Raw genomic sequence first — 12985 nt, forward strand, 5'->3', positions numbered from 1 at the left:
ACCCCTTCCTCCCCATGCTTGGAAAGCAGGGGCTTCCGGGGTGAGGAATTTCGGTGAATGTGAAGCTATTGCGCTAGCTATTGAACTGAATGCCGAACTGCTGCTTATCGACGAACGACGAGGTAGAGCAGAAGCTGATAGGTTAGGATTGCGGATTATAGGGTTGTTGGGTGTTCTAGTTGAAGCCAAACAAAAGGGATTGATTTTAGCTGTCAAACCTGTGCTTGATAACCTAATTGCAACCGCACAGTTTAGAGTTGCTGATGCTCTCTACGCCCGTATTTTAAATACTGTGGGAGAGTAGTCATGTATGGAGGTGCGTCGCACAACTCAAGATTAATCCAATGCAAGGTTTTGTTGGGTTTCACTTCGTTCAACCCAACCTACAAACTTTTGCCTACACCTAAGGTTGCTGAAATAGAGAGAATTATTGCTCGCATTGAGGCGGGTGATTTGGAATTACAAGAGGTGTTTGACCAATTTGCACCGGCTGTTGAGTCTTTACGTCAGTGTGAAAGTTTTTTGCAGGAACGACAGCAGAAGGTGGATTTGTTGATTGAAACGTTAAAGGATGAATAGTCGATACTCTGGGACGGCTGCGAGCAGTCATTGTCACGGAAGTGAACTTCTGCCAACAGTTAGCGGTGCAGTTGTGATCTTTGTTCAGTTATTTCTCAGTGGCAATGATGTGTAAATCTATTTTTTGATGTCTGATTAACTGCATTAATCGTTGCGTAAAGGAACCTTTGAGCCATCTTTTCCATGAGGATTGCTGGCTTTCACCTAAGACAATTTGGGTGATGTGATGAGTTGCTGCAACCTGAGCGATTTCTTTGGCGACGTTGTGGTTCTTGACGTGTAAAAATTCGCCGCCAAACTCTCGGCACAGTTTCTTGCATGTATCGATGTGTAAACTTTCTTCTTTGGTCAGGAAACGCTCGGGGGCTTCTACAAACACAGCGTACAGCCGGGCATTCATATAATTGGCAATGCGTGCCGCCCGACGGAGCAATTGTACTGAGTTGGGATAGGTAGACACACAGACTAAAACTCGTTCGTGGATATTGCAAGTCTGTCCGACCGAGGTGGAGGTGTTTGCTTCTTCCTCAACGGTATCTGCGACTTCTCGTAATGCCAGTTCCCGCAAAGCAATTAGGTTACGACGCTGAAAGAAGTTTTTGAGGGATTGCTCGATTTTGTCAGCTGCATAAATCTTGCCTTCTCGCAAGCGCTCTTCTAGAGTTTCTGGTGTGACATCAATCACAACAACAGCATCAGCTTCGTCAAGCAGGCGATCGGGAATGCGCTCTCGCACCACGACACCTGTAATTCTCGCTACAAGATCATTCAAACTTTCCAAATGCTGGATGTTGACGGTCGAGTAGACATCAATTCCAGCAGCCAAAATCACTTCCACGTCCTGGTAGCGCTTTTCTCTAAGTGAACCTGGCACATTGCTATGAGCGAGTTCATCAACCAACACAAGTTGGGGGGAGCGTGCCAGAATTGCGTCCGTGTCCATTTCTTGCAGGGTGATGTTTTGATGGATATGAGCTTTTTTAGGAAGCACCTCTAGCCCGGTGGCTTTAACAGCGGTGTCTCTGCGTCCATGAGTTTCCAAGATGCCAATGACAACATCAATATCATCTTGCTTGAGAAGATGTGCCTCTTCCAGCATTCTGTAAGTTTTGCCGACACCTGGAGCCATACCAATAAAAATCTTATGCTTCCCACGTCGGGCAGGGCGGATGTAGGAAGTGTCGGGGGAGGGGGTAGAGGAATGGAACATATACGAGGACTAAACGTTAGGTTGCAAAGCGTCTAATGCCAGATTCAGCTTCAGGACGTTGACTCCGGGTTCGCCAAAAATACCCAGGAATCTGCCATCGGTATTTTTGGCTACTAGGGTTTGAAGTTGGTTGGGGTCAATACGGCGGGCAGTGGCGACACGTTGCACCTGTGCTTGGGCTGCTGCTACGCTAATATGTGGATCTAGACCGGAGCCAGAGGTATAAACTAAATCGGCGATCGGCTGAATATTGGCGCTTTTAAGCTGTGCCGCTTCCCCTTGAATGCGTTTGAGTAAGTCGGGGTTGCTGGGGGCGAGGTTGCTGGCTCCTGTCACTCCTGTGGTGGCAACTTCGGGTTTGGTGCTGTACTCAATAGCGCTGGGACGGCTCCAGAAGTAGCGATCGCCCCTAAAGGGTTGACCAATTAATGCTGAACCAATGACTGTTCCTTGGGGGTTGGTGAGTAAGCTTCCATTTGCCTGGAAGGGAAACGCTATCTGTCCACAAAACAGCATGAATAACGGATAGATTAATGCTGTTAGCAGCCACAAAGCAATGGTAGAACGAATAGCTTTATTGATTTGGCGCGGCTGACTCATCAGAATCTCTCCGGTTGAAAAATGACAACGAATAAATAAACGCACAGGCTTAGGGTGACAAGTCCCAGGAGGGCAATGGTGTAAGATGCAGAACGTGATACTCCTGGTGTTGCTGCCTGTACTGCTGGTGCTAGCAGCACGTTAAAACACAGCAGCAAAAATAGACTTAAAGGAATGCGATTTCGTTTGCAGGCTAGGAAGGCAAACACTTCAAAAAAATCTTGTGGTAAATATCCCATAATTCAAAATCCAAAATCGTAATTATGCCAAACCCACGGCAGTAATCAGCACATCAATCACTTTGACAGCAATGAAAGGAGCAATTACGCCACCGAGTCCATAGATAAAAATATTGCGCTGCAAAAGTTGATCTGCTGTTAGCGGTCTAAACTTGATACCAGTTAGTGCTAATGGGATAAGCGCAGGAATAATCAAGGCGTTGTAGATCAAGGCTGACAAGACCGCAGATTCGGGGCTTGCCAAACCCATAATGTTGAGACTGCCAACGCCAATACCGGCGAAGATAGCAGGAATGATGGCGAAATACTTGGCGACATCGTTGGCAATGGAAAAGGTGGTGAGTGCGCCACGGGTAATTAGCAGTTGTTTGCCAATGGTGACGATATCAATCAACTTGGTGGGGTCAGAATCCAGGTCTACCATATTGGCAGCCTCTTTCGCCGCTTGCGTGCCAGAATTCATTGCCACTCCCACATTTGCCTGTGCCAAAGCTGGAGCATCATTAGTACCATCTCCAGTCATGGCAACCAACTTTCCTTGCGCTTGTTCGGTACGAATCACCTCAATTTTGTCTTCTGGGGTGGCTTCGGCAATAAAGTCATCGACTCCGGCTTCTTGGGCAATGACAGAGGCAGTGATGCGGTTATCTCCCGTGAGCATAACGGTTTTTATCCCCATGCGCCGCATTTGATCAAACCGTTCTCGAATGCCCGGTTTAATGATGTCTTTGAGATAAATCACTCCGTAGATGTCGTGGTTTTGACATACAGCTAACGGGGTTCCACCCAATTTGGAAACTCGCTCGTAGGCTGTATCAAGTTCGGGAGTTAGCTGTCCATTTCGGGAGCGGACAAATCCTTTAATCGCATCCACAGCACCTTTGCGAATTTGTACTCCCTTCGGTAAGTCAGTGCCGCTCATGCGCGTTTTGGCAGAAAATTCGATACCTTCTGCTTGCTTGCGGTCAAAATCTAATCTTGCCCCTAATTTCTCTGCTAGTTTGACGATGGATTTTCCTTCTGGTGTTTCATCAAACACACTGGACGCCAGCGCAACTTTTGCGACTTCATCAAGGGAATGACCGTTGACGGGAATAAATTCCTCTGCCAAGCGGTTCCCTAAAGTAATTGTACCTGTTTTATCTAATACCAAGGTGTTCACATCCCCGCAGGCTTCTACCGCGCGTCCGGAGGTGGCAATCACGTTGAACTGGGCGACTCTATCCATCCCGGCAATCCCAATGGCACTTAATAATCCTCCGATGGTGGTGGGAATCAGCGCCACCAGCAAGGCAATCAACACGGCAATACTAACTGGTGATTGTACGTATACAGAAACCGTAGGTAAAGTCGCAATAACCACTAAGAATACCTGGGTAAGGACTGCCAGCAAAACTGTTAAGGCAATTTCATTAGGCGTTTTGCTACGGGCAGCTCCCTCTACTAAGGCAATCATCCGATCAATAAAGCCTTTGCCTGGGTCAGATGTGACACGAATGATCAGTTCATCAGAGATAATACGTGTTCCTCCAGTGACGGAACTGGCAATATCTGTCCCTGGTTCTTTCAATACTGGTGCAGACTCCCCAGTGATGGCAGATTCATCAACGGAGGCAACACCCGTAATGACCTCTCCATCGGCGGGGATGATATCGCCAGCAATCACCTTGATTTGGTCGCCGCGATGTAAAGCTGTGGAATTAACCTCTTGAATGGAACCATCGGGAAGAAGTTTACGAGCTTTCACATCGGATTTTGTGGATCGCAAAGCATCTGCTTGCGCTTTACCCCGTCCTTCGGCGACGGCTTCGGCAAAGTTGGCAAAGACAACGGTAAAGAACAAAATCAGGGTAATCAGACCATTGAATAATCTGGGATTGTCACCGGGAGTTGGACCAAAGAGATTTGGTGCGATCGTCACTAGTGCTGTGATAATCGTGCCTACCCATACTAAGAACATCACCGGATTTTTGAGCATATGACGCGGGTGCAGCTTGACAAATGCTTGCCGAAATGCTTGCCTGTAGAGTCCGGCTTGTTTGACTTTGGTCTTGTGTTTGCTTTCTTGTCGCCGTTTCGTGGATATTTCCATTTTGAATTTCTCATGAATGCGAATTTTGAATTGTTTATCCGCCTCTGGCAATTTGAAATGCTTCTGCCAGAGGACCTAAAACGAGTACGGGGAAGAAGGTGAGGGCACCAAGAATCAAAATCACGCCACCTGTCACTCCTGTGAAGAGTCTGGTATCAGTTCTCAAGGTGCCTGAAGTCACAGGAACAGGTTGCTTGCGAGACATACTATCCGCTAGTAGCAGTAGGGCGATGATGGAGATATAACGCCCTGCCAACAAACTGACAATGGTGCTGAGGTTCCACCAAAGGGTGTTATCTCCCAATCCTTCAAAACCAGAACCGTTGTTGGCTGCGGCTGAAGCGTATTCATAAACCACCTGCGAAACCCCATGAAAACCTGGGTTACTAATGCCTGACAGGGTATCGGGAAAGCCAAAGACAATCGCCCAAGGAATAAGAATGGCAAAGGGATGAACTAACAAGACGACGCTGGCAAGGACGATTTCTTTTTTCTCGATTTTGCGTCCTAAAAATTCTGGCGTCCGTCCCACCATCAACCCAGTCAGGAACACCGCCAAAATCAAGTATATAAACAAGTAAGCCGTGCCAGTTCCCTGACCTCCCCAAATGATTTGCAAGAACATATTAAACAGAGTGGCAAAACCACCTGGTGGCATTAAGGAATCGTGCATTCCATTCACTGCACCACACATGGTTGCTGTGGTCATGACTGCCCATAGTGCTGTTTGCGCCCAACCAAATCGAACTTCTTTGCCTTCTAAGTTCGGTTGCTGTCCTCCTAATAGGGGATTAATGAGATCATTTCCTTGAAACTCACCGACTGCTGCAATGCCTACTAAGAAGACAAAGATGATAAAGACCATCCAAAACACTAACCATGCTTGCTTGCGGTTATTGGCAAACACACCGTAGGTGTAAATCAGCGCTGAGGGGATGGAAATCATTGCCCAAGTCTCTAGCAAGTTAGAGAACCCATTAGGATTTTCAAAGGGATGGGCTGAGTTAATGCCAAAAAAGCCACCGCCGTTCTCTCCCAGTTGTTTGATCATCTCGAAGTGGGCAACGGGACCACGGGCAATGACCTGAGTTGCACCCTCTAGGGTGGTTACTGTTGCTGGACCTGCGAAGGTTTCTGGCACACCCGCCAAGATTAACAACAATCCCCCCACAATAGATATGGGCAGCAAGATTCGTGTAATTGACCTGATGAGGTCACTATAAAAGTTGCCTAAGGGTCTGCCAGTTAAACCACGAATAAAGGCAATACCTACTGCCAAACCCGTCGCCGCCGAGGTAAACATTAAAAAACCAAGCGCAAAAGTTTGACTAGCATAGCTCAAGGTTGTCTCGCCAGAATAGTGCTGTTGGTCTGTGTTGGTGAGAAAGGAGATAGTGGTGTGCAGTGCTAAATCCCAACTAGGCGCACCAAGCCTTGTGGGATTAAGTGGTAATAATCCTTGAAACATCAGGATGAGGTATACCAAAATCCCCATGACGAGATTGCTATACAGCACTGCTTTAGCATACTGCCAGCCCGTCATGTCTTCCTGCGGATGCACTGCACTAAAGGTATAAATGGCTCGTTCTAGCGGATTTATGACAGGGTCAAGCCGTGTTCTTTCCCTAAGGAAAACGCGAGCTATATATCTCCCAAGCACGGGAGTCGTTGCTATAACGATGAGTAACGTCATAGCAATTTGAATCCATCCTTGTAACATGAATTAAAGAAGCTCCCGATACATTATTGTCGTATTGTCAAATTTTTGATGAAACACTCTTTGTGTGAGTAATGAATTGGATGCTTTTTGTTAAGGGCTACTTTCAACGCGGGAACCAAGGCTTGACTTAAGGCAATAGCCAGTACATAATCTCCATACCAAATAATAGGTTCTGCACTCGCCAAGATAAGTAGATTATCTCTAACGATACCCATAACCAAGCATTTTTCTGGCAACTGCAAGGTAGTTAAAACCATGCCACAATGGCAGCTATTGAGCGTAATTTTTACACTTGTTAAACCTAATGCCATAAACGCATTTTTGCGAGTTCGAGAAAAATGTTCTCTCATTCGTATCAACTTATATCATTATTTAAATTGTGAAAAAAAACAAGTTATAGAAGGATATAAAACAAAATTTACTTTTTTATATGCAGCGTTTACTTGCAAGTGTATGTAAAAGTTTAAGTTGTTTAGGTAATATCTATATCCCAAGTATATTTTTTATATAAACGCTTTTTTGTTATTGTAAATATGGTAAACAGGATAAAATGAATATATAAGTTTAATTTGACTGGTTGAATTAACATAATTTATAGCAATAAGCAATTAATGAATGATATCTTTAAAAGCTAGATTGCCGGGCAAAGAATCGCGTTTAGGCAAGTCTTTGCTCATCGCTAGTCTATTTACATTTGTTATAGTTCTGGAGTTCTCTACGCCAAGTGAATACGTGTTTGGGTATCTCTACACGGGACCGATTTTGTTGGCGAACTCCTGGTTAGGTCGGCTTGGCACCTTTTATGCAACGCTCGTTGCTGTATGCTTAACCATGCTGAATATGTGGGTGCCTGTGGGTGAAGTGACTCAAGTTTCCACATTTGCTGATCGAGCGATCGCCGCGATGGCGTTGATTGTGACAGGTGTTTTAAGCGATCGCATTCGGCGTTCAGAAGAAGCGATCGCCCTGACACGCGCAAAGCTAGACGCGCAAGAGGAATTGGTTAGACTGCGAGAAGACTTTGCTTCCACACTCACCCATGACCTAAAAACGCCGTTGCTGGGAGCAATCGAAACTCTCAAAGCCTTTCAACAAGAGAAATTTGGTGTAGTCTTGCCAGCACAGCAGAAAGTTTTAGCCACGATGGTACGTAGTCATAAAACTTCCCTACAACTCCTAGAAACCTTGTTGGATGTCTATCGCAATGATACTGAAGGCTTAAAGCTTGACTTAGCACCTGTGGATTTAGCGATGTTGGCAGAAGAGGTGGCTGGTACTCTCGCTGATTTAGCTGCAAATCGTCGTGTTTATCTCTCGTTGAACTATGGTGATTCTGATTGGCGGCGATCGCTCTGGGTTAAGGGTGATAACCTGCAACTTCAGCGAGTTTTTACCAATCTCTTGGTAAATGCTATCAACCATTCCCGGCGCGGTGATCATGTTGAAGTCCTGTTAGAGCCGCAAACGTCGTATCAAGTTGTAAAAATTTTGGATACAGGTGCGGGTATCAAGCCCGAACAGTTCCCCCACTTATTTGAGCGGTTTTACCAGGGGCATAGCGACCGGCAAGCCAAAGGCTCTGGATTGGGACTTTACCTATCTCGCCAAATTATTGAAGCACATGGCGGTATAATCTGGGCAGAGAACAGAGTACCCACAGGTGCTATCTTTGCTTTCAAACTCCCCGTTTATCCATTTCAGTCCTCTCTAACTGTGTGAGATGCCATCTACCCCAATCAAAATTCTCCTAGTTGAGGATGATGAACTCTTCCGCTTGGGCTTGCGCGTTCGGCTGCAACAAGAAACTGGGTTAGAGATTATCGCTGAGGCTGAAGATGGTGAAACAGCTATTGAGTTAGTCAACCAAAATCCTCTTGATGTGGTGCTTTTAGATGTGGGATTGCCAGGAATTGGGGGAATCGAGGCGTGTAGACAAATTAAGCAGCAAAATCCCAATCTGCCAATCTTAGTTTTAACTTCCCATTCTCAAAAATCCCTGATTGCGCGGTTAATTGAGGTAGGTGCCCAAGGCTACTGCCTCAAAGGAATTGCAGCTGAAAAATTGGTGTTGGCACTCCGTTCTGTCGCTGCTGGGGCATCTTGGTGGGATGAAACTGCAACCAAAGAAATTCGTTCAACATTTGCATTCGATCCGTCTCAACCAGACTCAGAAAATAGCTCAAAACTATCCAATCCTCTCACCCATCGCGAACAGGAAATCTTGTCGCTATTGGCAGTAGGAAAAACCAATCAAGAAATTGCGCTTGCACTCTACATTACACCTGGAACAGTTAGGGTGCATGTCCATGCCATTTTGCATAAATTGGGAGTAGGCGATCGCCACACCGCTGTTGTTGTTGCTTTACAAAAACGGTTAATTAAAAACGACTTGATGATAGAAGAGTGAACTCCCTACGTTCCCACATTTTACCGCTTCAGTAGGCATTGTAGTGTCTCGACTGATTTGATTAACGACTAACCACTTCCTTTTGTCAAGATTTTCTCCACTGCAACTGTTTTATTCAGCGGCAGTATCACGGTAAATGTTGTACCTACACCCACTTGACTTTCCAGAGTAATTTGTCCTCCGTGCAATTCAACTGCATTTTTGACAATAGTTAATCCTAGTCCTGTTCCGGGAAGATTGCCTGTGTTACTACTCCTAAAAAAGGAGGTAAATAGCTTGGACTGGTCTTCTTCTGGAATGCCAATACCTTCATCTTGAATACGGAAAATCACACTTTTATGGTTACAAATAAGTTCAAAGAGAATGGTACCTCCTTGTGGAGAATATTTTATGGCATTTGAAAGTAAATTGGTAAGTATATGTCGCAGCAGTTTTTCATCCATCACAGGTAGGTCTTCTCTTTTGCAGCCGTAAACGCACTGCTCAACAAAGTTGAGATGATATTTTTCGCCAGCACTCAACTGTAGCTGTTCGACTAAATCTAAGCAAAGGCTGATTAAGTCTATGGGAGTTGGTTCAAATTTAAGTTTTCCTGCTTCTGTTTTGCCGATAATTAAAACATCTTCTAATATCTGAGTCAAATGTTTTACGCTTGATTTAATTCTATTGTAATGTCGCTCTTTTTTCTCATAAGATAATTTGTCGCCACAGTTCTGGAGAAAGTCACAAGATAACAAAATAGTCGTTAAAGGCGTGCGGAATTCGTGAGATGCAATGGCAATAAAGTCGGATTTAAGTTTACTAATTTCTCTTTCTTTCTCTAGTGCCAAACGTGTTTTTTCTGCAAGTTTACGCTCGGTAATATCTTGGGCAATTCCGACTCGACGATAGACTTCTCCAAGATGGTTGTAAACTGGAAAACTACTATCCCAAATCCAGCGTAAAGATCCATCAGGTAGCACGATTCTATATTCATTGTGGTAGGTGCTATATGCATTGTTCTGAATGTTAATAATTACGCGCTCTTTGTCCTCTGGATGAACAGGTTCCAACCAGGAATTAGGGTTAGCATACAAACTTTCGCAGCTGCGTTGCCACATTTGCTCGTATGCAGGACTAATGTAAATAATTTTGGAGGTTTTGAAGTCTTGAAGCCAAAAAACTTCTTGAATGTTTTCTGCTAATTGACGAAATTTCTCTTCGCTTTGTCGTAGCATTTCCTGCGCCAATAGCTTGGAGGTGAGTTCTACCTGCAATTGGGTGTTACTTGCCTTGAGGTCTTTTTCTTGTTGGGTTAAAGTAAAAACGAGCTGGCTGATGTTTCGAGAGAGATTGGCGATTTCATCTTGACCTTGCAGGACGGGAATTTTAACTTGTTTGTGACCTTGACGGATGTAGTTGGCGGCTTTGGCGATCGCCAACATCGGGTTGGTAATTGCTGCTGTCACAAGCCAACCCAAAACAGCAAACAATATACCTAGTATCATATTCGCAATAAATATTTGCTGTTGTATATGCCTTATGTGAGCAAATGCGACATCAGTTTTTTGCCGTACTAGCACTAACCACCCTAATCCAGGGTAATTCCGATAACCAACACTTTGAGCGTACCCAGTCAGATAAGTGTGATTATCCGACCAATTCTCAATCAGATAACCATTGATCCCGCGTTGCGCTGCTTTAATACTTTTAAGGGATAGGGAATTGACACCGTGGAACTTGGGGGGGGCTAGCAAAACATTGCCATTCTGACTGAGGACAAACATTTCTTTGTCGCGTTGTTCCACTGAACGCAATAGAGATTTTTCCACCTCTTTAGACCATGTCCAGCTTAAATGGGCAGCTAAAACACCCTGTGGCTGACCTTGAAGATTCATTACAGGAACCGCGATATCTACAAAACGCAGTGGTTCGTCCGTCGGATTGGGTAGCAATTTCGCCAGTTTTACAGCATCATGTACGTCACCGATGTAGGTTGCTCTTCGCCCGTAAATGAACCAAGGTCTTTGAGAAACATCCTTGCCTTCTAATAATTTTCTTGTACTGGCTTGAACAATACCCTTGTTATCAGTTAAACCTATCCAAGCATAATCAGTATAAGTGCTTTGCAGCTTTTCTAAGAGTGTACGCTGCTGTGAGACAGAATCTGGATTGCGGATGATATCCAGTGCGCTGATAATTTGAATGTCGCGATAGCGCTCAAACATCCCTCGATCTAACTTATCAGCCATCTGGTAAGCGATTTGCGCTAGCGACTGACCAACATCGACTTTGACCTGTTCGCTGGTAGTGTGTCCGACAATCAGACTTGCTAAAATTGACAGCACAAAGGCAACACCGCCAATTGCCAGCCCTAATCGGGTTCTGAGGCTGTGGAGAGGATTTCGCTTGGCAGTTACTAAGTTATGTAAAAACCTAAAAATGGTCGCCACTCCAAAATCCTCCGGTTTTCCATAGATCTAGTTAGAACCTCAAGGGCTGATGATGATTGTAAATTTCTCTGACTATATTAAATTCAACGCCTGTAAATCGTTTAGATTGATCAGATCATGGTTTTAGCATAACTGGTCAACTTGCTTATCTAAAAACGAAAACAGATGAGATTGGTGCCAAATCAGCATAAACTTTTTGGTGGTAAAGCTAATAAAAGAGGTTGCTGTGGCTAAATTCCTGTTCGTAACCGATTTAGACAATACTCTGGTTGGCGATGACAATGCGCTGACCGAACTCAACGATCGCCTGCACAAGACACGCCAAGAACATGGCAGTAAGGTTGTGTATGCGACAGGGCGATCGCCTGTTCTTTACCAAGAACTCAAAGAGGAAAAAAATCTTTTAGAACCAGATGCCCTGATTTTAGCTGTGGGAACAGAAATTTACCTTGACGGTAGTGGCAATCCTGATTCAGAATGGTCAGAAAAACTTTCATCTGGTTGGAACCGTGACGTTGTAGTCGCAAAAACGACTCAATTTCCTGAGTTAGTTCCGCAGCCAAACTCAGAACAGCGTCCTTTTAAGGTGAGTTTTTTCCTCCAAGAAGAGCCATCTGCAAGGGTTTTACCAGAACTTCAATCAGAATTGCAACAAAGTGGTTTAAATGTAAAGTTAATCTACAGTAGCGGTATAGACCTTGACATCGTACCCCATCACAGCGATAAAGGACAGGCAGTACAGTTTCTCCGCCAAAAGTGGAAATTTGTAGCAGAGCAAACGGTTGTTTGTGGCGATTCTGGTAATGATATTGCTTTATTCGCTGCAGGATCAGAACGGGGAATTATTGTTGGCAATGCTCGTCCCGAGCTACTTCAATGGCATAATGAACATCCTGCTGACTACCGTTACCTAGCAACAAATTTTTGTGCTGGTGGAATACTAGAAGGCTTAAAACATTTTGGTTTTTTAGAATGATTAGTTATCTTAAAGGAATCGTTGCTGGTATCCAAAACAATAGTGGTCATCGCTATACACTGACTCTGGAAGTGAATGGTATAGGGTACGATTTGCAAATTCCGGCACGACTGGCACAGCAGTTGCCAGACTCTGGAGGCGAAGTGCAAATTTTTACCCATTACCAAGTTCGCGAAGAAGTGCCATTGCTGTACGGCTTTGGTTCACCTGGGGAACGAGATCTGTTTCGCCATTTGTTGAGTGTGAGTGGCGTTGGTGCCGCTTTGGCGATCGCCCTGTTGGACACTTTGGAACTACCAGACTTAGTGCAGGCGATTATTGCCGGCAACACTCAATTACTCATTCAATCCCCTGGTGTTGGCAAAAAAACCGCAGAACGCCTATGTTTGGAACTAAAAAGCAAGTTAGTAGAGTGGCGTAAGACAGCAGGATTCTTCGTCGCGACAGGCGGTCCTGCACCAAGTATTCTAGAAGAGGTACAAATGACGCTCTTGGCACTGGGCTACACTGCCAATGAGGTGAGTCACGCCTTGCATGTGGTGAGTGAAGACATTGGACTCCCTAAAGATGCTTATGTGGAGGAGTGGATTAAACAGGCGATCGCTCATCTCAGCAGCGAATATAGTCAGTAGTTGGATACCTAAGCCACAGAGTCATCTCCCTGAGGAGGCGACTAAACCGTGTATGAATCGTTATATATCTATGGGTGCCTCAAGAGTACACGCGAGTG

13 protein-coding genes are annotated in these 12985 nt (G+C 44.9%); 6 read left to right on the forward strand and 7 right to left on the reverse strand.

Features of this window, described 5'->3' with window-relative positions; translation table 11 throughout:
- A partial coding sequence (locus tag AACT52_RS15885; RefSeq protein ID WP_233153963.1) for a DUF3368 domain-containing protein occupies nt 1-304 on the forward strand: 304 nt, incomplete at its 5' end.
- An 89-nt stretch (nt 305-393) separates the two neighbouring features.
- Nucleotides 394-579: an exodeoxyribonuclease VII small subunit gene (xseB, locus tag AACT52_RS15890; RefSeq protein ID WP_233153964.1), complete on the forward strand. Its 186-nt coding sequence runs from the start codon at nt 394-396 to the stop codon at nt 577-579.
- Nucleotides 580-667: 88 nt separating this feature from the next.
- On the opposite strand, the gene AACT52_RS15895 is transcribed toward xseB, so the two are convergent.
- From AACT52_RS15895 to AACT52_RS15920, 6 genes are read right to left on the reverse strand one after another with little or no spacing between them, the layout of a single operon-like run.
- The gene (locus tag AACT52_RS15895; RefSeq protein WP_073632113.1) at nt 668-1789 is read right to left on the reverse strand and encodes a sensor protein KdpD; all 1122 of its coding nucleotides are present in this window, start codon (nt 1787-1789) and stop codon (nt 668-670) included.
- 9 nt (nt 1790-1798) lie between these two features.
- Nucleotides 1799-2389, reverse strand: a complete 591-nt coding sequence (gene kdpC, locus AACT52_RS15900) for a K(+)-transporting ATPase subunit C (protein WP_073632115.1) — start codon at nt 2387-2389, stop codon at nt 1799-1801.
- Entirely contained in the window at nt 2389-2628 is a 240-nt protein-coding gene (gene kdpF / locus AACT52_RS15905; RefSeq protein WP_073632117.1) for a K(+)-transporting ATPase subunit F, read from the reverse strand. Before kdpF ends, kdpC begins: the two co-directional genes overlap by 1 nt.
- 22 nt (nt 2629-2650) lie before the next feature.
- Nucleotides 2651-4720, reverse strand: a complete 2070-nt coding sequence (gene kdpB / locus AACT52_RS15910; protein ID WP_073632119.1) for a potassium-transporting ATPase subunit KdpB — start codon at nt 4718-4720, stop codon at nt 2651-2653.
- A 34-nt stretch (nt 4721-4754) separates the two neighbouring features.
- On the reverse strand, nt 4755-6440 hold the full coding sequence (gene kdpA / locus AACT52_RS15915; RefSeq protein ID WP_073632121.1) for a potassium-transporting ATPase subunit KdpA: 1686 nt from the start codon (nt 6438-6440) through the stop codon (nt 4755-4757).
- A gap of 23 nt (nt 6441-6463) precedes the next feature.
- Entirely contained in the window at nt 6464-6751 is a 288-nt protein-coding gene (locus AACT52_RS15920; RefSeq protein ID WP_073632123.1) for a TrkA C-terminal domain-containing protein, read from the reverse strand.
- 304 nt (nt 6752-7055) lie between these two features.
- Here AACT52_RS15920 and AACT52_RS15925 point away from each other — a divergent pair, with 304 nt between their 5' ends.
- Nucleotides 7056-8159 carry a sensor histidine kinase gene (locus AACT52_RS15925; RefSeq protein ID WP_073632125.1) on the forward strand — a complete coding sequence of 368 codons (1104 nt, stop codon included), beginning with the start codon at nt 7056-7058 and terminating at the stop codon, nt 8157-8159.
- A 1-nt stretch (nt 8160) separates the two neighbouring features.
- Entirely contained in the window at nt 8161-8847 is a 687-nt protein-coding gene (locus AACT52_RS15930) for a response regulator transcription factor (protein WP_073632127.1), read from the forward strand.
- Between the two features lie 68 nt (nt 8848-8915).
- Here the strand turns inward: AACT52_RS15930 and AACT52_RS15935 are convergent, their stop codons facing one another.
- The gene (locus AACT52_RS15935) at nt 8916-11279 is read right to left on the reverse strand and encodes an ATP-binding protein (RefSeq protein WP_073632128.1); all 2364 of its coding nucleotides are present in this window, start codon (nt 11277-11279) and stop codon (nt 8916-8918) included.
- Between the two features lie 226 nt (nt 11280-11505).
- Between AACT52_RS15935 and AACT52_RS15940 the strand changes: the two genes are divergently transcribed.
- Nucleotides 11506-12255 (forward strand): sucrose-phosphate phosphatase, encoded by a 750-nt coding sequence (locus AACT52_RS15940; protein WP_198940936.1) that lies wholly within the window; start codon nt 11506-11508, stop codon nt 12253-12255.
- Nucleotides 12252-12887: a Holliday junction branch migration protein RuvA gene (gene ruvA, locus AACT52_RS15945; protein ID WP_073632131.1), complete on the forward strand. Its 636-nt coding sequence runs from the start codon at nt 12252-12254 to the stop codon at nt 12885-12887. Before AACT52_RS15940 ends, ruvA begins: the two co-directional genes overlap by 4 nt.
- Nucleotides 12888-12985 lie beyond the last annotated feature (98 nt).

Origin of the sequence: Scytonema sp. HK-05, from assembly GCF_963872035.1 — a bacterium.
Classification (GTDB): Bacteria; Cyanobacteriota; Cyanobacteriia; order Cyanobacteriales; family Nostocaceae; genus Kalymmatonema.

Excerpts from the sequence above, each read along its gene's own strand:
- AACT52_RS15895 (WP_073632113.1), bottom strand. The coding sequence starts at position 1,789 with ATGTTCCATTCCTCTACCCCCTCCCCCGACACTTCCTACATCCGCCCT.
- kdpC (WP_073632115.1), bottom strand. The coding sequence starts at position 2,389 with ATGAGTCAGCCGCGCCAAATCAATAAAGCTATTCGTTCTACCATTGCT.
- kdpF (WP_073632117.1), bottom strand. The coding sequence starts at position 2,628 with ATGGGATATTTACCACAAGATTTTTTTGAAGTGTTTGCCTTCCTAGCC.
- kdpB (WP_073632119.1), bottom strand. The coding sequence starts at position 4,720 with ATGGAAATATCCACGAAACGGCGACAAGAAAGCAAACACAAGACCAAA.
- kdpA (WP_073632121.1), bottom strand. The coding sequence starts at position 6,440 with ATGTTACAAGGATGGATTCAAATTGCTATGACGTTACTCATCGTTATA.
- AACT52_RS15920 (WP_073632123.1), bottom strand. The coding sequence starts at position 6,751 with ATGGCATTAGGTTTAACAAGTGTAAAAATTACGCTCAATAGCTGCCAT.
- AACT52_RS15925 (WP_073632125.1), top strand. The coding sequence starts at position 7,056 with ATGATATCTTTAAAAGCTAGATTGCCGGGCAAAGAATCGCGTTTAGGC.
- AACT52_RS15930 (WP_073632127.1), top strand. The coding sequence starts at position 8,161 with ATGCCATCTACCCCAATCAAAATTCTCCTAGTTGAGGATGATGAACTC.
- ruvA (WP_073632131.1), top strand. The coding sequence starts at position 12,252 with ATGATTAGTTATCTTAAAGGAATCGTTGCTGGTATCCAAAACAATAGT.